Raw genomic sequence first — 21,060 nt, 5'->3', positions numbered from 1 at the left:
AGCGTTTTCGGGGCAGCTCATGAGCGAACAAGCGCCCCTTCCGATCGCCGATCAGACGACGACGCAATCGATCTTCGATTGGCTCGAACGGTTCGCCGCCTGCGTCAGGGCGGTCGACTATGCTGCCGCCCGTCCGTTCTGGCATTCCGACATCATCTCGTTCGGCACCTATCAGGAACTGATCCACGGCCGCACGCGCTGGACCGAGATGCAGTGGGATAACGTCTGGCCCCGCACCGCGGATTTCGCCTTCGATCTCGCGCACACGGAGGTGCTGATCAGCGGCGATGGCGGCATGGCCACGGTGATCACGCCGTGGACCAGCACCGGCTTCAACGCGGACGGCAGCCGCTTCGACCGGCCGGGGCGGGCGACGATTATTCTGGCGCGTCAGGCCGACGGGCGCTGGCTCGGCGTCCATTCCCACATGTCGCTGCGCCGCGGCGTGCCGCAGGACAGCCACGGCAGCCGGCCGGTTAAGGCCCACTGATCGCGCGATGAATTGCTAGATGATCTGCCGGGTGCGCCGCGTCACGCTGCGGCGTTCGTCGATATGCGGGCCGTAGGCGGTCTGCGCATCGGCCAGTGACCCACGCCGCAGCCCGCGCGTCTGCGGTTCGTGCGCGGCGGTTGCGATCAGGTGAGCCAGAAATGAAGGGTCCCCGTGCGGCAGCGGGATCTTGGGCGCCCAATGGGTGGCCACGGCCAGCGGCACCAGCGCCGTACTGGTCACGGCGGCAGTGTCGGTGAACTCGCCGTCGAGGACCTCTGACTGATCGATATTGAACATCGCCTGCGACCCGTTGGAGCGTCATAGTTTGGGACGTTGCGTCCCTCAGCAACACCCTCATGGCAAGGGTCTTGCCCGCCATCCCCAGTTCGTTCCGCGGCAGTCGAAAACGTGGTTTCCAGATTATTTATCAACTTCTCCTAGCGTTGGATTCGCCGGAACCACTATCTTGAGAGCGTACAGAATCACCGGGTGCGTCCCAAATCGAGACACGTTCGATGCCCCCTGTCCCGCCAGCTGCCAGCATCCTCGCCTCGCTCGGCCAAGCGACCTTCGCTTGGGACCTGGCGAGCGACGCGATGGCCTGGAGCGACAATGTGGCAACGGTGTTCCCGGACATCCCGGTCGCGGCGCTTGCCAGCGGCGCCGAGCTCGCCAGGCTGATCGAGCCGTCGCGCAGCATTCGCGTGGACGCGCTCGGCCAGGCCGGACCGGCGCGGGGCGAGGAGCCGGTGCCTTACCGGATCGAATATGGCGTACGGGCCGTCACCTCGCGCCGGTGATCTGGATCGAGGAGACCGGCTGCTGGTTTGCCGGCCCCGACGGCAGGCCGGCGCGCGTAGAGGGCATCGTCCGCGTCAACAATGAACGCCACGCCCGCGACGAGCAGCTGCTGAAACTGTCGCGGCACGATCCGCTGACGGGCGAGCTCAACCGCACCCATCTGATCGCCTCGCTCGCCGAGAGCATCGAGGAGTGCGCGCGCTTCCGCACCGCCTGTGCCTTCATGCTGATCGGCATCGATCATCTTGCGCGCGTCAACGATGCCTTCGGCTTCGACGTCGCCGACGCCGTCATCGCCGAGGTGGCGAAGCGGATTCGCGCCCGGTTGCGCAGCGGCGACATGCTCGGCCGCTTCTCCGGCAACAAGTTCGGCCTGATCCTGCGCAACTGCACCGTCGACGACACCAATGTCGCGGCCGAGCGCTTCCTCGCCGCGGTGCGCGACGAGGTGGTGCCGACCAAGTCCGGCCCGGTGTCGGTGACGGCATCGATCGGCGCCGTCACCATCCCGCGCCATGCCAAGTCGGCGGAAGAGGCGGTCAATCGCGCCCAGGAGACCCTGGATGCCGCCAAGAGCCGCCGCGCCGGTTCGTTCGCGCTGTGGAAGCCGAATGTCGAGCGCGACGCGCAGCGCCGGGTCAACATCCGCGTCACCGACGAGATCGTCACCGCGCTGAACGAGCGCCGCATCGTAATCGGCTTCGAGCCGGTGGTCGATGCGCGCTCGCGGCAGCCGTCATTTTACGAGTGCCTGGTCCGCATGGAGCAGGACGACGGCCGCGCGCTGCTCGCGCCCGACATCGTGCCGGTCGCCGAGCGGCTCGGCCTGATCCGGCTGGTCGATCATCGCGTGCTGGAGCTCGCGATCGCCGAGCTCGCTTCCGCGCCCGGCGTGCAGCTCAGCCTCAACATCTCGCCGGACACCACGATGGATCCGGACTGGTGGGCCACCATCGAATCCTTGATGCGCGCGCATCCCGGCGTCGGCGAGCGGCTGATCGTCGAGATCACCGAGACCGTCGCGATCCAGGACATCGACGACGTCCGCGGCTTCGTTACCCGCCTGAAGAATTTCGGCAGCCGGATCGCGATCGACGATTTCGGCGCCGGCTACACCTCGTTCCGCAACCTGCGCAAGCTCGGCGTCGACATCGTCAAGATCGACGGCGCCTTCGTGCAGAACATCGTGCGTTCGGCCGACGACCGCGCCTTCGTGCAGACGCTGATCGATCTCGCGCGCCGGCTTGAGATCAAGACGGTCGCCGAATGGGTGCAGGACGAGGAAGCCGCCGTGATGCTGCGCGAATGGGGCTGCGACTTCATCCAGGGCCGCCTGATCGGCCTCGCCTCGCCGGACCGGCCGTGGAACGTGCCGGCGGAGAAGACAGTCCCCGTCGCGGGCTGAAGCGCGATGATCGGCTGATCACCGCGCTCCAGATTTCACGTCATCAGCTGTCGCCGCCGGCGAAGATGTCCTTGCGGATCACCGCGTGGACGCCCCAATTGCCGTCGACCACCTGGGTGACGCCGAAATCGACGCCGAGCGAGATCAGCGAGATCGCCTCGTCCTCGGTCAGCTTCTTCGTCGTCATCAGGAATTTGCGCATCTTGCGGAATGCGTCGCGCAGAGCGAGGTCGACCGACGACTTCTTGTAGATCTCGGTCTGCGCGCTGGAGCCGAGCTCGCTGAGATAGTTGGCGTAGCTGAAGCCGTGCACCAGCCATTCGTCCTGGGTCTCCAGCATCGGATAGTCGAGCGCTTCCAGCGCGGTGCCGGCAAGATCGGCCTTCTTGTGCAGGATGATCTGGAAGGTGCCGTTGAGCGAGCATTCGATCGCCGTGCCGCACAGTTCGGAATCGCCCTGCGAGGCGTGGGAATCGCCGACCGAGAGCAGTCCGCCCTCGACCGCCACCGGGTAATACATCGTGGCGCCCTTGCCGATACGCCAATTGTCGATGTTGCCGCCGGTGTAGCTCGGCGGGATCGAATCGACGAACTCGGCCTCCTTGGGCGCGAGCCCGATCACGCCGAAATGTGGACGCACCGGGATGCGCACGTTCTTCAGGATGCCGTGGTTCTCCTTGACCGTCGAGTGATCGACCGGCACGCCGGGGTAATCGATGGTCTTGTGCACCACGCCGAACGGATCGGTCTGCGGTGTCCAGGTGAAGTTGTAGACTGCGCGCGCCCAGTTGCGCTCGCCGGTGGCGTCGACCTCGTAGATGGTGACGACCTCGCGCGGCTTCGGCTCGGTGAGCAGGTCCTTGTAGTGGAAGCCCCACGATGCCGCAGCGTTGCTGCCGAAGGCCTTGCCGGAATATTTCGGGTTGGCGGAGGGCCGCGGCGCCACGTCGATGATGCGCAACTCGAGCACGTCGCCTTCCTCCGCGCCGCGCACGAACACCGGCCCGGTGCAGATATGCACGCCGAGGCCTTCGCCCGCACCGCGTCCGAACAGCGAGGCATCCATCGGGCCGGCACCGCGCCGGTTCACGCCCTTCTTCTCCTTGGTCCAGAGATAAACGCTCTCGACCCCGGGATCGCCCTTCACCATGCGCTCGGCATCGTCATTGGCGTGGTGCGTCAGCGCCTCGATCGTGATGAAGTCGCCGGAATTGATCTCGACGCGCGGCTTCAGCGACTTGCTGAAATAGCCCCAATGCACGGTGTCGGCATTGGCCGGCAAATGGTGATAGGCGCGTTGCGCCGGCTGATGCTTCTCGGCGGCCGCCGCCATCTTCGGCGTCACCAGCGAGATGCCGCCGGCGGTCATCGCCGCGGCGCCGCCTGCCGCCGCGAAGCTCGAGCGCAGGAACGAGCGGCGTTCCCGGTCGAGCGTCTCCTTGAACTGGCGATGATGCATTTCGAAGTCCGGGCAGTTCTTGTCGTCACCTGCGCACATCCTGAGCTCCTCCTTGGGTCGAAAGTGCGCGTGAGACTGCATTGTGCCGCGCCGCTCCGACATGACCGGGCGCGCCCAATAATTTGCAGGCGGGCTTGTCGTCTTCGCGGCGCGAAAGCCTGCGCAAAGGCGTGCAAGGCATCTGCGGCCGCTGCCATCGCATCGCGACATGGCCGCCACGGTCAAGAATTTGGGCGCAATCGATCAAGTTGCGCTGCGTTCGCGGCCGATTGCGCTGCTGCACGAAAGCGGCGTCTCCATCGATTGCACGCAGGCTGGGCAATCCGTGCCGCCGCAACACGCTTGCCGCCTTCCTGCAATCGGTGCACGCTGCCTTCACGGCTCTGTGAGACTTGAACGTTGCGGAGCTCCGGCCTGGAGGGGTGATGGTCGCGACGACCTATCGGATTTCGGTCGATGCGATCCCGCGGCAAAACCGGCGGGAGGTCTGGCGCGAGGCGCTGGCCGGATTGCAGCTCGATTGCGAATTGCCGGAGGCCGGCCAGTTCCAGTTCGGCGAGTTGACCACAAAGCGCTCGACCAGCGGCGCGCAGCTTGCGCTGCTGCGGTCCACCGAGCAGCAGATCGTCTGCAACGGTCATGCGGCGTCGCCGGGAACGCCGGCACGGGTCGCCATCATCTTCCATGCCTATGGTCGCGGCAGCATCGCGTTCGGCCAACGCAGTTGCGAGTTCGCCGACAACGACGTCTCGGTGTGCGACCTGCAGTTGCCCTGGCGCATGACGCTGCGCGAGGATTTCGAGATCCTGCTGCTCGAACTGCCACGCGAGCGGCTGCTCGGCCGGCTCGGGCACAATCGCCTGCGCCTGCCCGCGGTGCTCGGTGCGACGATCGCCGCCGCGGCTGTCCGCCCGGTGATGCGGACGCTGGGCGGCAATTTCGCGATCCTGGACAAGGCCGATCTCGCCACGGCCGAGGCTGCAGTCACCGAGCTCATCGCCGGCGCGCTGCTCGGCGAGACGCGGCTCGATGCCGAGGCGATGACGCAGGTGCAGGCTGGTCATTTGAGGCGGGTCGATGCCGCGATCGAGGCCCAGCTTGGCAATGCCAACCTGACCATCGCCGACATCGCGCGGCAGGAGGGATTGTCGCAGCGTTATTTGCAACGGCTGTTCGAGCGACAGAGCACCACATTCTCGGCCTATGTGCGCGAGCGGCGACTGGAACGCTGCTGCAACGACCTGATCGATCCTAACTACGCCGACCAGCGCATCGCCGAAATCAGCTATCGCTGGGGCTTCACCGATCAGGCGCATTTCAGCCGCATGTTCAGCGCGACCTACGGCACTTCGCCGCGCGACTTCCGCAAGGCCGTGCCGCGTGAAGCCGAGGCCGAGCGTACGCGCGGTCGGCCGCGGCTGGCGCGCGGCACCGCGACGGTGCTGCGGCTCGCGCCAGGTCCGGCAACGCGCGAGACACTTGCGCAGGCGGAGCCGGCGCTGCCGATCGCGCTGCCCGCGGAGGCGCCGGAAGGGCGGGGCGCGTCAAATCACCATCTCAAGGTGTCGAGGGAGACCGCGCATTGGGGCTATCTCAGCCGCGCCATCCCGCCGGTCATGAGCGTGCAATCGGGTGCGCTGGTGACGATCGAGACGCTGACCCAGCACGCCTTCGATGACTACGAGCGGATGATCAAGGGCGATCCCGGCGCCGAGAGCGTGTTTCACTGGACGGCCGAGGGCAAGTCGGTCGAACGGCGCGGCGCGGGCCCGATGGACGGCTCGATCTTCGGCCGCGGCGCCGGCGAAGGCTTCGGCGTGCACATCTGCACCGGTCCGATCCATGTCTGCGGTGCCGAGCCGGGCGACGTGCTCGAGGTCCAGATCCTCGATATCTGGCCGCGGCCCTCGGCCAATCCGGCCTTCGCCGGCAAGTCGTTCGGCAGCAACGCCGCCGCCTGGTGGGGCTTTCAGTACAATGACCTGATCGATCCGCCGGCCAAGCGCGAGACCATCACGATCTTCGAGACCGATGCGGAGGCCGAATGGGCGCAGGCGGTCTATTCCTATCGCTGGACACCGCAGACCGATCCATTCGGCGTGCGTCACGAGACGATGGACTATCCCGGCGTCCCGGTCGATCACACCACGGTCGAGAAGCGACCCAGCGTGCTCGCCGGGGTGCGGATTCCGGCACGGCTGCATTTCGGCTTCATGGCGGTGGCGCCGCGCGAATCCGACATCATCGATTCGATTCCGCCCGGCTATTTCGGCGGCAATGTCGACAATTGGCGCGCCACCAAGGGCACCACGCTCTATCTGCCGGTCGCCGTGCCCGGCGCGCTGTTCTCGATCGGCGATCCGCATTTCGCGCAGGGCGATGGCGAAGTCAACGGCACCGCGCTGGAGTTATCGCTCACCGGCCAGTTCCGCTTCATCGTGCACAAGAACGGCAGGGCGACCAAGCCGCATGTCGAGGGACTGGTGCATCCGCTGCTGGAAACACCGGAGGCGTGGATCCTGCACGGCTTCAGCTACGGCAATTATCTGCGCGAGCTCGGGCGCAACGCGCAGTCGGAAATCTACCAGCGATCGTCGGTCGATCTCGCCCTGCGCAACGCATTCCGGGCGACGCGCAAATTCCTGATGGAGTGCTATCGCCTCAGCGAGGATGAGGCGCTGGCGCTGATCTCGCTCGGCGTCGATTTCGGCGTCACGCAAGTTGCCGACGGCAATTGGGGCGTGCACGCCATCGTGCGCAAAGACATGTTCGATCAGGCCGCGAGCGCCTGACGCCGGCTCGAAGGGCAGCGTTGGAATTGCGAACCGATGGCGGCCGGGCGGACCCGGCCGATCGCGGAGGACCTACTCGTCCTTCTTCGCCGGTTGCGACATGCGCTCGAGGCGTTCCTGCATGTCCTTCATCTGGCGGCGGAGATCGTCGATGTTGCCGTCGTCAGGTGCGGGCTCCGGCACCTTCTCGGCTTCAGCGCCGCCGCGCTGCGGCACGAACGGCTTGAACATCGAGAAGGTCTGCTGGAACAGTTCCATGTTGCGGCGGACCTGCTCCTCCAGCGGAGCAAACGGCGTACCGCTCAGGGCACCCGCGATCTGCTTGCGGAACTTCTCCTGCTCCTTGGTCAGCGTCTCGATCGACTGTTCGAGATATTTCGGCACCACCATCTGCATGCTGTCGCCATAGAAGCGGATCAGCTGCCGCAGGAAGGTCGTCGGCAGCAGGTTCTGCCCGGCCTTGTTCTCCTGTTCGAAGATGATTTGCGCGAGTACGGAGCGGGTAATGTCGTCGCCGGTCTTGGCGTCATAGACGAGGAAATCCTCGCCTTCCTTCACCATCGCCGCGAGATCCTCGAGCGTCACGTAGGTGCTCGTACCGGTATTATAGAGCCGCCGGTTCGCGTATTTCTTGATCGTGGTCGGTTGTTCAGATTTTGCCATGGGCTCTCACTTCAACACCGAAGAACCTGGAACCCTACAGCATCGCCGCAGGGCAAAATGCAACGCATCGCAGCAAAGGTAAGCATTTTCAAAGCGGTTCGGCTACCGTTTTGTGCTTTGCGGTTAATTCCAAAGCATAGGATTTGCTCAGGAATGTGCCAAGGGCGTCATTTTGAGTGCGCCGCGGCGCGTTTTGCGCGTCAGCGCGATTGACATGCCTCAATGAGATTTACAGGATAGTCATTAAGAGACAGGTCCGCCAAACCGGCCGCCCGCCGTCGAGAAACCCAGCTACAACCCATAGGAGATGTCCATGTCAGACGATGTCGTCATCGTCAGCGCCGCCCGCACCCCGGTCGGCAGCTTCAACGGCGCATTCGCGACCACCCCGGCTCACGATCTCGGCGCGATCGCCATCAAGGCCGCGCTGGAGCGTGCCGGCGTCGAGGGCGGCCAGGTCTCCGAAGTCATCATGGGCCAGATCCTGACCGCGGCACAGGGCCAGAACCCCGCCCGCCAGGCCTCGATCGCGGCCGGCATCCCGGTGGAAAGCCCGGCCTGGGGCGTCAACCAGCTCTGCGGCTCCGGCCTGCGCACCGTGGCGCTCGGCTACCAGGCCCTGCTCAACGGCGATTCGTCGATCGTCGTCGCGGGCGGCCAGGAATCCATGAGCATGGCCCCGCACGCGCAATATCTGCGTGGCGGCGTCAAGATGGGCGGCCTCGAGCTGATCGACACCATGATCAAGGACGGCCTGTGGGACGCCTTCAACGGCTACCACATGGGCAACACCGCCGAGAACGTTGCCAAGCAGTACCAGATCACCCGCTCGCAGCAGGACGAGTTCGCGGTCGGTTCGCAGAACAAGGCCGAGGCGGCGCAGAAGGCCGGCAGGTTCAAGGACGAGATCGTCCCGGTCACCATCAAGTCCCGCAAGGGCGACATCGTGGTCGACGCCGACGAGTATCCGCGCCATGGCGCTACGATCGATGCGATGGCCAAGCTCCGCGCCGCCTTCGAGAAGGACGGCACCGTGACCGCCGGCAACGCCTCCGGCATCAATGACGGCGCCGCCGCCGTCGTGCTGATGACCGCCAAGGAAGCCGCCAAGCAGGGCAAGAAGGTGCTCGCCCGCATCGTCTCGTGGGGCCAGGCCGGCGTCGACCCCAAGATCATGGGTACCGGTCCGATCCCCGCTTCGCGCGCGGCGCTGAAGAAGGCCGGCTGGAACATCGCCGACCTCGACCTGATCGAGGCCAACGAGGCGTTCGCGGCGCAGGCCTGTGCCGTCAACAAGGACCTCGGCTGGGATCCGGCCAAGGTCAACGTCAATGGCGGCGCGATCGCGATCGGCCATCCGGTCGGCGCGTCGGGTGCGCGCGTGCTGGTTACGCTGCTGCACGAGATGCAGAAGCGCGACGCCAAGAAGGGCCTCGCGACGCTGTGCATCGGCGGCGGCATGGGCATCGCTATGTGCGTTGCACGCGACTGAACAAAAGGCAGCGAGGCCGGCTAGGTGATGAAAAGATCATCTGTCAACCACGGCGCGAACTGATAGAAAAGATGCCCGGCTTTGCGCCGGGCATTTTTGTTTCGAGAGCATGATCCGGAAAGTGTGAAGCGGTTCTCCGAAAAGATCATGCTCAAAAGGGAGCTGAAGCGCGACGATCCCATCGCGCTTCGTTGTGAGTGCGTAGGCCGGAGTTATCCGGTTATAAAAGACGGCCAAGGAGGAGACGGACATGGCACGTGTTGCATTGGTGACGGGCGGAACGCGGGGCATTGGAGCTGCGATCAGCAAGGCGCTGAAAGCGGCTGGCTACAAGGTGGCGGCGAGCTACGCCGGCAATGACGCCGCGGCGGAGAAGTTCAAGGCGGAGAGCGGCATTCCCGTCTACAAGTGGGACGTCGCCTCGTTCGACGCCTGCGCAGCCGGCGTGAAGCAGGTCGAGGCCGATCTCGGCCCGGTTGACGTGCTCGTCAACAATGCCGGCATCACCAAGGATACCGCCTTCCACAAGATGACGGTCGAGCAGTGGAATGCCGTGATCAACACCAACCTCGGCTCGCTGTTCAACATGACGCGCCAGGTGATCGAGGGCATGCGGGCCCGCAAGTTCGGCCGCGTCATCTCGATCTCCTCGATCAACGGCCAGAAGGGCCAGTTCGGCCAGGTCAACTACTCCGCGGCAAAGGCCGGCGACATCGGCTTCACCAAGGCGCTGGCGCTGGAGAACGCCAAGGGCGGTATCACCGTCAACGTGATCTGCCCCGGCTACATCAACACCGAAATGGTGCAGGCGGTGCCGAAGGACGTGCTGGAGAAGAACGTCATCCCGCAGATTCCGGTCAACCGGCTCGGCGAGCCCGAGGAAATCGCGCGCGCCGTGGTGTTCCTCGCCGCCGACGATGCCGGCTTCATCACCGGCTCGACGCTGACCGTGAACGGCGGCCAGTATCACGCCTGACGCGACAAGCGTCGTCGCGTCGCAGGCGCCATCGATCAAGTCGTGATGCCCGGCCTTGTGCCGGGCATTTTCGTCGCTACAACCGCGGGGCGCGAAGCAAGGACGTGGCTGCACACGATCTGCTCGGCCACGACGGATTGAATTCAGATGAAACTGCCACCCTTGTCGGACTGACCGCCATCCTGATGTGGTCGCTGCTGTCGGTCATGACGGTTGCGACCGGGGCGATCCCGGCGTTCCAACTCGCCGCCATGACCTTTGCGATCGGCGCGATGGTTGCGTTCGCAAGCTTCCTGCTGCGGCCGGCGGCGTTCGGCGCCTTGAAGCAGCCGCTGGTCGCCTGGGTCGTCGGCGTCGGCGGGCTGTTCGGCTATCACGCGCTGTACTTCCTGGCGCTGCGGTTCGCGCCGCCGGCCGAGGCAGGCCTGCTCAATTATCTCTGGCCGTTGCTGATCGTGCTGTTCTCCTCGCTGCTGCCGGGTGAGCGGCTTGCGGTCCATCACATCATCGGCGCGCTGCTCGGGCTCGCCGGCACCGTGCTGCTGTTCGCCGGCAACACCGGCGCGTTTACGAAAGAGCAGATTCCAGGCTTCGCGGCGGCCTTCGTCGCAGCGTTCGTGTGGGCGGCCTATTCGGTGATGTCGCGCCGGCTCAAGGCGGTGCCGACCGATGCGGTCGCGGGCTTCTGCCTGGCGACGGCGGTGCTCGCAGCCGCCGTGCACATGATGGTGGAGACCACGGTGTGGCCCGTGACATCGCTGCAATGGCTTGCGGTCATAGCGCTCGGCATCGGTCCGGTGGGCGCGGCATTCTTTGCCTGGGACATCGGCATGAAGCGCGGCGACATCCGCGTGCTCGGCGCCGCGTCCTACGCCACGCCGCTGCTCTCGACCGCGTTTCTGATTGCAGCAGGCTTTGCCAAGCCCAGCGCCAACATCGCCATCGCCGCGATCCTGATCGCCGGCGGCGGGCTGATCGCGGCGAAGGACATGGTGTTGCGGAAAAGAATGTAGGATGGGTAGAGCGCAGCCTGCTTGACCGTCACCCTGAGGAGGCCGCAACGCGGCCGTCTCGAAGGGTCGACGGCCCGCGTGTGGCCGATTCATCCTTCGAGGCTCGCTTCGCTCGCACCTCCAGCGACAAAGGCTTAGCCTTTGCGCGGGGATGACGGGAGAACGATCTTACGATGCCGGCTCCCAGCCTTTCAGCGCCAGCTCGAACTTCGCGAACTCGAATCCCGGCGCGACGGTACAGCCGACCAGCGTCCAGTCGCCGCTGCTTTCCGCGGCCTGCCAGGCGCCCGCCGGCACGATCGCCTGCGGTTGCTCGCCGTGCGCGATGTCCGGGCCGAGCGTGATCGCGTGCTGCGAGCCGCCGTCCCGCGCGATCCGCAGCGTCAGCGGCGCGCCGGCGTAATAGTGCCACATCTCGACGGCGTCGATGCGGTGCCAGTGCGAGCGTTCGCCGCGCGCGAGCAGGAAATAGATCGCCGTCGAATGCGCGCGTCCACTGGCGTCAACGCGCTCGTCGCGAAACGTCTCGCGATAATGTCCGCCTTCCGGATGCGGCTTCAGCGCGAGCCGCGCGATGATGTCGGCAGCGGAGAGCTGTGACATCAGGACTTGTTCTTGCGCTCGCGGAGCTCGCCGAACACCAGCGCCGGATCGGCGCCCTTCATGTGCAGCTTGGCCGCGACCGCGGGCTCGTCGGCGCGCAGGAACACATTGGCCTTCTTCTCGTCGCCGAGCAGCACGGGAATCGTCGGCTTGTTCTCGGCGCGCAGCTTCGTCACTTCCGCGGCGCGGGCCTGCAGATGCGGATTGTCGGCCTCGATGGTGAGCGCGAACTTCACGTTGGAGGCGGTGTATTCATGGCCGCAATACAGCCGGAAATCGTCCGGCAGCGAACGCAGCTTCAAAAGCGAATCCCACATCATCGGATAGGTGCCTTCGAACACCCGGCCGCAGCCGATCGAGAACAGCGTGTCGGCAGCGAACACCGCCTTCTCGCCGTCGAACACGTAGGAGATGTGGTCGAGCGTATGGCCGGGGGTCTCGACCACGCGGGCCAACAGACTGCGACCTTGATGACGTCGGCATTGGCGGCGCGCAGGTCGACATTGGCGATCTTCGCCGACTTGTCGTGCGGGGCGACGACGCGGCAGCCGTATTTCTGCTTCAACTCGGCGACGCCGCCGACATGGTCGCCATGATGATGGGTGATCAGGATGTCGGTCAGCGTCCAGCCTTCGCGCTCCAGCGCCTTGATGATCGGGCCGGCCTCCGGCGCGTCGATCGACGCCGTCGCCTTGGTTACGGGATCGTGGATCAGGTACCCGAAATTGTCGGTGAGGCAGCTGAAGGTGCGAATTTCGGCGGTCATGATATCTCCACGAACAAACGGGACGGGCATTTCAGAGCATGATCTTTTCGAAAAACCGGTGCCCGCTTTTTCGGATCAGGCTCTTAACGCGCCCAATATAGGTGTGAAATATGGCGTTAACGCTCCGGCGGCAACGCAAATTTCCGCGCTCCCGGGCCGCAAGGGGCATGTTAGGCTGGCACCATGGACGTCATCGACCTCCGCGATTTCTATTCGCAGCGCCTCGGCATCGTGGCGCGGCAGCTGATCAACCGCGGCATCCGCGCGCGGTGGCCGAACGCGGAGGGCCAGCGCGTGCTCGGGCTCGGCTATCCGACGCCTTACCTCGGCCTGTTCCGTGATACCTGCGAGCGCTGCATTGCCTTCATGCCGGCGGCCCAGGGCGTGCTGAAATGGCCGACCGGCCGGCCGGCGCTGGCGGCCCTGATCGACGAGTTCTCGATGCCGTTGCCGGATGCCGCGGTCGACCGCGTGCTGCTGGTGCATGCGCTGGAGATGTCCGATGATCCCGAGCGGCTATTGCGCGAGGTGTGGCGGGTGCTGTCGCCGTCGGGGCGGCTGATCGCGATCATCCCGAACCGCCGCGGCGTGTGGACGCGCACCGACGCGACTCCGTTCGGCCATGGCCGGCCCTATTCGCGGGCGCAGATCACCCAGCTGTTGCGGCAGACCTGGTTCACGCCGGCGTCATGGGGCGAGGCGCTGTTCATGCCGCCGGTGCAGGGCAGCTGGTTCCTGCGCTCGGCAATGGCGTGGGAGCGCGTCGGCGCGGCGCTGTCGATGCCGTTCGCCGGCGTGCATATCGTGGAAGCGAGCAAGCAGGTCTATCGCGCGATCCCGGCGCGCCGCGAGCGGACGCAGCTGATCCCGTCGCTGCGGCCGGTGCTGGTGCCGTCCTCGACGGCGACGCGGAAGTCGACTCACTCGGAATCGTAGAACGACGCGCCGTGACGCGGATCACCCACCCTCCAGGGGAGGGTGGCTGCGCGTAGGCGTTACTCGTTGCCCGGATTGAAGTCGTCGCCGGTCGGCGCGGGCTGCGCTGCTATGTCGGGACGCGGACCGTGCGGACGACGGCGGCGGCGCGGGAAACGCTCGCTGCGCTCACCGCGTTCGGCACCACCGCCATTGTTGCCTTCATAGGCACCACCGTTGACCTGCGGCTGTGCGCCGCCGGTGATGAACGAGGGCAGGCGATCGACGCCGCCGGCATCGGCCATCGCGGGCTGCGGCTGGTTTTGCGGTTGCGGCTGATATTGCGGCTGCGGACGATGCTCGCGTTCGCGGTGTTCACGCGGCTGCTGGTCACGCTCGCGGTGCTCGCGCGGCTGCTGCTGTTCGCGCTGGTACGGCTGCTGGCTGTTGTCGCGCATGAAGGGTTGCGGCTGCTGCGGCACGAAGCCCGGCTCCTGGCCGAAGCTCGAATAGCCGTCGCTGTCGTCGTCGCCGTCTTCGGTCGAGACCGGCTCGGCGTCGGGGCGCGGCTGCTGCTGATTCTGCCGGAACTGCTCCTGTGCGGCCGCGATGATCCGGTAATAGTGCTCGGCGTGCTGATAGTAGTTTTCGGCTGCCACCGGATCGCCGGAGGAGCGTGCATCGCGCGCGAGCTGGACGTATTTCTCGGCAACGTGGGAGGCCGTGCCGCGGATCTTGATGTCGGGTCCGTTCGATTCGTACACCCGTGTCAGGGGATTCTGGCCGCGCCGGTTATTGTTGTTGTTATTATTGTTGTTATTCCGGTTGCGCATCCGCTTGTTGTTCTGACCGTTTCTCATCTGTCGCCTTTTATTCCAGCCCTGAAGTTATTGCAGTCCACAGTCCGATTTCTCAGAAGTCCGATTTGCAAAGTCCGATTCGGCGCGCGCCTAGGCGCACGGAATCGCAATACCGTTCGAAGTGGCTTCGATGTCGCTGACCATCTCGTTCAGCAAAGTCGCGTTCAGCAAATACGCGTTCCCCAACCGCCGGCAAAACCCGCCAGCGACCAAATCATTCCGCCCGTCGAGACAGGCCCAGTTCTCGTGCGTAAGTCTTCAAGCGCAATAACAGGCTTTCGTTCGCTTGGCGGTCGAGAGCAGCACAGCTTCGGCTATTGCGCTCTGTGAGACCTGCGTTCCTGGAACCTTTCGATCGGCGGGCTCTGCTGAACCCTGGTCATCACCCGTAACGGTTTACGGGGCCAGCACCGATGTTGTGCCCGGAACGTAGTCGTTCCCCGGGGATATTCCAAGAGGTTTTTTTGCGTTCCAATAGGACTTTATCGGGGCGGCCGGCGGGCGGAAACGGCCCTCGGAATGCCCCCCAGATCGGCCTTGGGCGGCCCCGTTGGGGATAACCCGGACGCCGTCATCAACGCTTCAACGTCGCCGCTCTGGCCCTGCCCGACTTCCACAACCAGAAATCCACCTGAGGCCAAAAGACCCGCAGATTGCGAAATCAGCGCGCGGTAGGCGTCGAGCCCGTCGGCGCCGCCGTCGAGCGCCGTGCGCGGATCGTGTGCGCGCACCTCGATGTCGAGGCCGGCGATGTCGGCCGAGGGGATGTAGGGCGGATTGGACACGATCAGGTCGAACGTGCCGGTCAGTCCGCTGGCATAGTCGCACTGGACCCACGTGGTGCGACCCGCGAGCCCGAGCTCGGCGGCGTTCCGGCGCGCGGTCTCGAGCGCCTCCGCCGAAATGTCGGTGGCGAAGCCATGCGCGTTGGGCAGTTCCGAGAGCAGCGCCAGCAGGATCGCGCCGGAGCCGGTGCCGAGATCGGCGATCCGCAGTGCGCGCTCGGCCGCATTGTCGGCCCGCAGCAGTTCGAGCGCGCGCTCGACCACGGTCTCGGTGTCGGGACGCGGCACCAGCGTCGCGGCGGAGAGGTGCAGCGGCAGCCCCCAAAACTCCTTGATGCCGAGAATGCGCGCGACCGGTTCGCCGGCAAGGCGGCGCCGCGCGAGGGCTTCTATGCGGTCGGCTTCGCCCGTCGTCAGCGTGCGCCTGGCGCCGGTCACCATGCCGGTCAGATCGAGCCCCAGCGCGGCGCCGACCAGCAGCCGCGCGTCGAGCTCGGCATCGTCGCCGCTGACGTCGCCAAGCGCGCGGCGAGCGCGCGCCGGACGCTCTCGACGGTCTGGCTGCCATGTTCGGCTGGTGTGCTCATCGCGCGTTGTTAGCCGATGGTCGATGCGGCGTCGATATCGCTTGCGCCTGTCGCCGCCGCCGCGCACGGTCGAAGCCTCGAATATCGATGCGGAATGCACGACCATGACGGGCTATGACGACCAGAACATCTTCGCCAAGATCCTCCGCGGCGAGGTGCCGAGCTTCAAGGTCCATGAAACCGACCGGACCTATGCCTTTCTCGACATCATGCCGCGATCGCCGGGGCATACGCTGGTGATTCCGAAGGCGCCTGCGCGCGGCATCCTCGACATCGCGGAGGACGACCTTGCCGCGGTGGCCCGGTCGGCCAAGCGCGTCGCCGTCGCCGCGATGAAGGCGTTCTCCGCCGATGGCATCATCATCCAGCAGTTCAGCGAGCCTGCCAGCGGGCAGGTGGTGTTTCACCTGCACATGCATGTGATGCCGGTGAAGGCCGGTGTCGCGCTGCTGCCGGCGCAGACCATCAAGGCGGAGATGGATGTGCTTGCCGATCACGCCAGGCGCATGATCGCGGCGCTGGCGGACTAGACGCCGAGGTAGCGCTGCAAGACGTCGGGCTGCGCCTTGATCTCCTGGGCGGGCCCTTCATGGACGATGTGTCCGTTGTTGATGATGTAGATGCGCTGCGCCAGCGCGAGCGTCGCGGCGAGGTTCTGCTCCACCAGCACGATGGTCTGTCCGGCCTCGGCCAGATCGCGGCACGCCTTCATCAGGTCGCGCACGATCACCGGTGCCAGTCCCTCGAACGGCTCGTCGAGCAGGATGATCTTGGGATCGCGCACCAGCGCGCGTGCGATCGCCAGCATCTGCTGCTCGCCGCCCGAGAGGTCGGTGCCGCGATTGCTCCGCCGCTCGCGGAGCCGCGGGAACATCTCGTAGATGCGCCCCAGCGGCCACCGCTGCGAGGCGGTCAGGCCGGCGATCACGAGGTTCTCCTCGACGCTCAGGCTGCCGAAGATGCGGCGCTCCTCGTGGACCAGCTGCATGCCGGCCTGCGCGATCTTGTGGCTCTTCCTGCCGGCGATGTCGACGCCGTCGAACCTCACCGAGCCGCGGCGCGGGGTGACGACGCCCATCAAGCTCTTCAGCGTCGTGCTCTTGCCGGCGCCATTGCGGCCGAGCAGCGCCACCACCTCGTTGCGCTCGACGCGCAAGGAGACGTCGAACAGGATGTGGGAATCCCCATAATAGCTGTTCAGTCCGTTGACTTCGAGCAGGCTCATGCGGCGAGCACTCCATGCACGCCGCCGAGATAGGCTTCCTGGACGGTCGAGTTGTTCTTGATCTCTTCCGGCGTTCCCTCGACCAGCACGCGGCCCTCCTGCAGCACGGTGACGCGCTCGGCGAGCTCGAACAGCGCATCCATGTCGTGATCGATGATGATCATGGTGCGGCCCTGGCTGATCGATTTCAGCAGCTTCACGGTCTCGACGCGCTCGCGCGGGCTCATGCCGGCCAGCGGCTCGTCGAGCAGCAACAGGCTCGGCGACGTCGCGAGCGCCAGCCCGATCTCCAGCCGCCGCTTCTCGCCATAGGCGAGCTCGGAGACCGGCGTGTCGGGCCGCGAGGTGAGGTTGACCAACTCGAGCGTGTGCTGCACGCGCTCGGGCAGGCCGGGGATGCTGTCGATGCTGCGGAACAGGTCGAGCTTGAACTTGCCGCGCAGCCCGGACAGCGCCGCGATCACGAGGTTCTCGCGCACGGTCAGGCCGGTGAACAGCTGGTTGACCTGGTAGCTTTTGGTCAAGCCGAGCTGGCAGACGTCGGTGACATTCATGCCGGTGATGTCGCGGCCCTCGAACACGATGGTGCCCGAGGTCGGGTGCACCTCGCAGGTCAGCATCTTGAAGAAGGTCGACTTGCCGGCGCCGTTGGGGCCGATGATGCCGCGCAGCTCGCCATGATTGACCGTGAAATCAATGTCGCTGTTGGCGAGCAGGCCGCCATAGCGCTTGGTCAGGCCCTTGGCCTGAAGGATCGGACCCGAAGGACTGCCCTCGGGCCGCGGCCGCACCGGCGTCGGCGCAGCGGCAGCGGCCGCGGCGTGCGGCGTACTTGCGACGGCGACCACCTCCGGCGCGCTCTCGTCCGGCTCCCGGGCGCTGCGCCGGCCGGTCAGCAGACCATAGAGGTCGGCGAGCCCGCCGATGATGCCGCGGCGCAGGAAGCACACCAGCAGCACGAACACGATGCCGAGCACGAGCTTCCAGGCCGCGCCGAGCCCGAGCGCCGCCTGCAGGAAATCCTGCAACGACAGCCACACCGCAGCGCCGACCAGCGGCCCGAACAACGTGCCGCGGCCGCCGATCGCGGTCTGCATCACGAGCTGGCCCGAGGTGTCGAAGGTGAAGGCGTCGGGCGGCATGAAGGCCTGCAGCACGCCGAGCAAGCCGCCGGCAAAGCCGGCATAGGCGGCGGCGATCACGAAGGCGGTCAGCTTGTAGCCGTGGATATTGTGGCCGACCGCGGTCGCGCGCAGCGGGTTGTCGCGGATCGCGCTGAACACCGCTCCGACCGGCGAGCGCACGATGCGCAGTGCGATCACGACGCCGATGAAGTAGCACAGCGCCAGGAACTGGTAGAGCGACCAGCCGGTGGTGAAGTGCAGCGTGGTGAAGCCGAGATTGAAGCTTGGGGTCGGCACGCCCGGCAGTCCGTTCTCGCCGCCGGTGAAGTCCGACAGCGGATTGAACTCGACGAAGAAGAACACCTCCGCGATCGCGACCGTGATCATCGCGAAGTAGATGCCGGTGCGGCGCAGCGCGATCAGGCCGATCAGATAGCCGGCGGCGGCGGCCGCGATCATGCCGATCACGAGCGCGAGCACGACGTTAGGGAAGCCGGCGCGGGTCAGGAGATAGGCGGCGACGAAGCCGCCGGTGCCGTAGAACGCCGACTGGCCGAACGACAGCAGGCCGGTGAAACCGAACAGGATGTCGAAGCCGAGGCCGAACAGGCCCCAGACCAGGATCCGGTTCACCGTATTGGGCGCGAAGCCCAGCCACGGCAGCACGAAGGGTGCGAGGATCAGGCCCGCGGCGGTCAGGAATTCGATCAGGTATGGGCGCTGCTTCAGCATTTGGGATCCGTCGTCATTCGCGGCCCTGCGTGCCGAGCAGGCCATGCGGTCGGAGCACGAGCACGAGCGTCATCGCCGCGAACAGCATGACGTAGGCGTAGCCGGGGTTGAACATCGAGGTGATGCTGATGATCTCGCCGGCGATCAGCCCGCCGAGGATCGCGCCGGGAAACGAGCCGACGCCGCCGATCACCACCACCACGAAGGTTTCGACCAGGATGTCGTCGCCGACGCCGGGCGTCAGCGACACCACCGGCGCGTTGATGATGCCGGCGAAGCCAGCGGCCATCGCGCCGATGCCGAACACGATCATGAAGACGCGGTAGACGTTGATGCCGAGCGAATCGACCATCACCGAATCCTCGATGCCGGCGCGCACGATCATGCCGAGCCGGGTGCGATAGAGGATCAGGAACAATCCGCCGAGCGCGACCGCGACGATGCCGACGACGGCGAGCCGGTAGGTCGGGTAGAACAGGAAGCCGAGTGAGGTGATGCCCTGCAGCAGCGCCGGCGGCGGCACCACCTGCGACTGGCTGGTGAAGATCAGCCGCACGATCTCGACGAAGCAGATGCCGAGGCCGAAGGTGACCAGCAGCTGATCCTCATGCGGGCGATGGTAGAAATGGCGGATGATGATCCGCTCCATCGCCACCCCGAGCGCCATCACGAACAGCGAGCCCGCGATGACCGCGAGAATGAACGAGCCGGTGTAGGAATAGGTCACGTATCCGGCGTAGCCGCCGATCATGAACATGGCGCCGTGGGCGAGGTTGAGCACCCCGAGCGTGCCGTAGATGATCGTCAGTCCGGAGCTGATCAGCGCGAGCAGCGCGCCGAGCGCCAGCCCGTTGAAAAGTTGCGAGACGAAATTTGGCCAGTTGATCATGGCGTGCGTTCAGTTGGCCCCGTCAATGGAGGATAGGTTCCGACACAAAGCGGCGCCGCGGATCGGGTCGCCCCGCCCACGGCGCCGAGTCGTCCCACGTCGATCAGGTGTAGTCGCCGAGATGGCAGCCGAACGCGTCCGGCTTCTGCATGAGGCCGTCGCCGGGGACGATCTCGACCACCTCGTAATAGTCCTCCTTGTTCTTCATCTCCTTTTCCATCTTGCCGCGGACGATGATGACGGGACGGACGCACTGATGATCCTCGGGACGGTAATGCACGTCGCCGACCAGCGAGGGGATGGTCTCGCCCTTCTCATAGGCCTTGATGACGTCGGGCGGATAGAAGCTGCCGGCTTCCTCGACCATGCGGGCCCAGTGCGCGAAGCTCACATAGGCGTTCTCGGCGCCCCATTCGGGCTTGTAGCCGAACTTCTTCTCGAAGCTCTCGTTGAACATCTTGGCCAGGGGATACTTGTCCTCGATGGTCCACCAATAGTCGGTCGCGGCGTAGACGCCCTGCATCAGGCCGCCGGTCTCGCGGGCGATGAACGGCACCTGGTAGGGCACCACGAGCTTCATCTTGTCGAGCACGCCGAACTGCTTGGCCTGCTGCGTCGACAGCACGGCGTCGTGACCCCAGTTGACGTTGATCAGCACGTCGGCGCCGGAATTCGCGACATTGAGCAGGTATGATGAGTAATCCGGCGCGCCGAGCGGCGACACCTGGTTGGTGACGCTGGTCCAGCCCGCCTGGGCGAGGAAGTCCTGCATCGACTTGGTCACGGTGTGGCCATAGGTGTAGTCGGGCGTCAGGTAGGCGGCCTTCTTGTTCTTGCCGAACTGCTTGATCAGCACCGGCGCGATCGCCGCCGCCGCGGTCTGACCGAAGAAGTTCTGGCGGAAGCCGTAGCGCACGCAATCCTTGCCGGTGGTGTCGTTGGAGCCGGAGATGCCGCAGACGAAGATCACCTTCTCGCGCTGCGCCAGCTTGTTCAGCGCGACCGCGACCGCGCTCGACGTGCCGCCGGTGATCATCACCGCCTTGTTCTCCGAGATGAAGCGCTGCTGCGCCTGCACCGCCTCGTTCGGCTTCGCCGCGGAATCGGCGACGCCGAACTTCAATTCCTTGCCGAGCACGCCCTTGCTGGTCTTCGGCGAGATCTTCTTGATCAGCTCGTGGCCGCTGTTGATGTGCTCGATCGCGAGCTGGTAGCCCTTCAGTTCATCCTCGCCCTGCACCGCGTAGGTGCCGGTGCGCGGCACCGAGATGCCGATGAAGGCGGAGGAGCCGGACGTGCCGGCGGGAAAGGTCCCGATCGCCGGCTTGTCCTCGGCGAATGCCCGCGATGCGATCGAGGCCGGCAACACGGTGCCGCCGATCAGGCCGGCGCGGCCTGCAGCAGGCTGCGACGCGAGACGTTGAATGCGCTGCCCGGCCGAAAATCCTTGGTGCTCATCGCTCGATATCCTCCGATTATA

General features: G+C 65.7%; 15 protein-coding genes and 4 pseudogenes. 8 read left to right on the top strand and 11 right to left on the bottom strand.

The features are described 5' to 3' along the window. The first annotated feature begins 19 nt into the window (after window positions 1-19). Window positions 20-490 carry a YybH family protein gene (locus ALC15_RS31945; RefSeq protein ID WP_050630725.1) on the top strand — a complete coding sequence of 157 codons (471 nt, stop codon included), beginning with the start codon at window positions 20-22 and terminating at the stop codon, window positions 488-490. A 15-nt stretch (window positions 491-505) separates the two neighbouring features. Here the strand turns inward: ALC15_RS31945 and ALC15_RS31940 are convergent, their stop codons facing one another. After that, a complete protein-coding gene (locus tag ALC15_RS31940; RefSeq protein WP_050630724.1) occupies window positions 506-790 on the bottom strand; it encodes a hypothetical protein in 285 nt (94 codons plus the stop codon). 218 nt (window positions 791-1,008) lie between these two features. Between ALC15_RS31940 and ALC15_RS31935 the strand changes: the two are divergent. Then, window positions 1,009-2,699 (top strand): annotated as a pseudogene (locus tag ALC15_RS31935) (putative bifunctional diguanylate cyclase/phosphodiesterase). Between the two features lie 43 nt (window positions 2,700-2,742). Here the strand turns inward: ALC15_RS31935 and ALC15_RS31930 are convergent. Next, complete coding sequence (locus tag ALC15_RS31930) at window positions 2,743-4,197, bottom strand: acetamidase/formamidase family protein (protein WP_050630723.1); 1,455 nt, start codon at window positions 4,195-4,197, stop codon at window positions 2,743-2,745. A 386-nt stretch (window positions 4,198-4,583) separates the two neighbouring features. Here ALC15_RS31930 and ALC15_RS31925 point away from each other — a divergent pair, with 386 nt between their 5' ends. After that, a complete protein-coding gene (locus ALC15_RS31925) occupies window positions 4,584-6,950 on the top strand; it encodes an acetamidase/formamidase family protein (protein WP_050630722.1) in 2,367 nt (788 codons plus the stop codon). 72 nt (window positions 6,951-7,022) lie between these two features. Here the strand turns inward: ALC15_RS31925 and phaR are convergent, their stop codons facing one another. Further along, window positions 7,023-7,613, bottom strand: coding sequence for a polyhydroxyalkanoate synthesis repressor PhaR (gene phaR, locus ALC15_RS31920; RefSeq protein WP_050630721.1), 591 nt, complete (start codon window positions 7,611-7,613; stop codon window positions 7,023-7,025). Between the two features lie 313 nt (window positions 7,614-7,926). Between phaR and ALC15_RS31915 the strand changes: the two genes are divergently transcribed. The 3 genes from ALC15_RS31915 (at window position 7,927) to yddG (ending at window position 11,094) form a co-directional block, all read left to right on the top strand. Beyond that, window positions 7,927-9,105 (top strand): acetyl-CoA C-acetyltransferase, encoded by a 1,179-nt coding sequence (locus ALC15_RS31915; RefSeq protein ID WP_050630720.1) that lies wholly within the window; start codon window positions 7,927-7,929, stop codon window positions 9,103-9,105. 250 nt (window positions 9,106-9,355) lie between these two features. Further along, on the top strand, window positions 9,356-10,081 hold the full coding sequence (gene phbB, locus ALC15_RS31910; protein ID WP_050630719.1) for an acetoacetyl-CoA reductase: 726 nt from the start codon (window positions 9,356-9,358) through the stop codon (window positions 10,079-10,081). Between the two features lie 104 nt (window positions 10,082-10,185). Beyond that, window positions 10,186-11,094, top strand: coding sequence for an aromatic amino acid exporter YddG (gene yddG, locus ALC15_RS31905; protein ID WP_094194231.1), 909 nt, complete (start codon window positions 10,186-10,188; stop codon window positions 11,092-11,094). A gap of 168 nt (window positions 11,095-11,262) precedes the next feature. On the opposite strand, the gene ALC15_RS31900 is transcribed toward yddG, so the two are convergent. After that, complete coding sequence (locus ALC15_RS31900; protein ID WP_050630718.1) at window positions 11,263-11,697, bottom strand: cupin domain-containing protein; 435 nt, start codon at window positions 11,695-11,697, stop codon at window positions 11,263-11,265. Further along, a pseudogene (gloB, locus tag ALC15_RS31895) lies at window positions 11,697-12,463 on the bottom strand (hydroxyacylglutathione hydrolase). The gene ALC15_RS31900 and the pseudogene gloB overlap by 1 nt, the downstream one beginning before the upstream one ends. Before the next feature lie 183 nt (window positions 12,464-12,646). On the opposite strand from gloB, the gene ALC15_RS31890 reads away from it, so the two are divergent. Next, window positions 12,647-13,399: a class I SAM-dependent methyltransferase gene (locus ALC15_RS31890; RefSeq protein ID WP_050630717.1), complete on the top strand. Its 753-nt coding sequence runs from the start codon at window positions 12,647-12,649 to the stop codon at window positions 13,397-13,399. A gap of 59 nt (window positions 13,400-13,458) precedes the next feature. Here the strand turns inward: ALC15_RS31890 and ALC15_RS31885 are convergent, their stop codons facing one another. Further along, a complete protein-coding gene (locus tag ALC15_RS31885) occupies window positions 13,459-14,238 on the bottom strand; it encodes a DUF4167 domain-containing protein (RefSeq protein ID WP_050630716.1) in 780 nt (259 codons plus the stop codon). A gap of 482 nt (window positions 14,239-14,720) precedes the next feature. Next, window positions 14,721-15,610 (bottom strand): annotated as a pseudogene (gene prmC / locus ALC15_RS31880) (peptide chain release factor N(5)-glutamine methyltransferase). A gap of 104 nt (window positions 15,611-15,714) precedes the next feature. On the opposite strand from prmC, the gene ALC15_RS31875 reads away from it, so the two are divergent. After that, entirely contained in the window at window positions 15,715-16,140 is a 426-nt protein-coding gene (locus ALC15_RS31875) for an HIT family protein (RefSeq protein ID WP_050630736.1), read from the top strand. Here the strand turns inward: ALC15_RS31875 and ALC15_RS31870 are convergent. From ALC15_RS31870 to ALC15_RS31855, 4 genes and pseudogenes are all read right to left on the bottom strand, one after another. Further along, window positions 16,137-16,835 carry an ABC transporter ATP-binding protein gene (locus ALC15_RS31870; RefSeq protein WP_050630715.1) on the bottom strand — a complete coding sequence of 233 codons (699 nt, stop codon included), beginning with the start codon at window positions 16,833-16,835 and terminating at the stop codon, window positions 16,137-16,139. The two genes, ALC15_RS31875 and ALC15_RS31870, sit on opposite strands and share 4 nt — an antisense overlap. After that, entirely contained in the window at window positions 16,832-18,691 is a 1,860-nt protein-coding gene (locus ALC15_RS31865) for a branched-chain amino acid ABC transporter ATP-binding protein/permease (RefSeq protein WP_050630735.1), read from the bottom strand. Before ALC15_RS31865 ends, ALC15_RS31870 begins: the two co-directional genes overlap by 4 nt. A 13-nt stretch (window positions 18,692-18,704) precedes the next feature. After that, the gene (locus ALC15_RS31860) at window positions 18,705-19,580 is read right to left on the bottom strand and encodes a branched-chain amino acid ABC transporter permease (protein WP_050630714.1); all 876 of its coding nucleotides are present in this window, start codon (window positions 19,578-19,580) and stop codon (window positions 18,705-18,707) included. A 103-nt stretch (window positions 19,581-19,683) separates the two neighbouring features. Then, window positions 19,684-21,038: pseudogene (locus tag ALC15_RS31855) on the bottom strand (substrate-binding protein). Window positions 21,039-21,060 lie beyond the last annotated feature (22 nt).

The organism is Bradyrhizobium viridifuturi, assembly GCF_001238275.1.
GTDB lineage: Bacteria > Pseudomonadota > Alphaproteobacteria > Rhizobiales > Xanthobacteraceae > Bradyrhizobium > Bradyrhizobium viridifuturi.
This window is presented reverse-complemented; position numbering and strand designations above follow the sequence as displayed.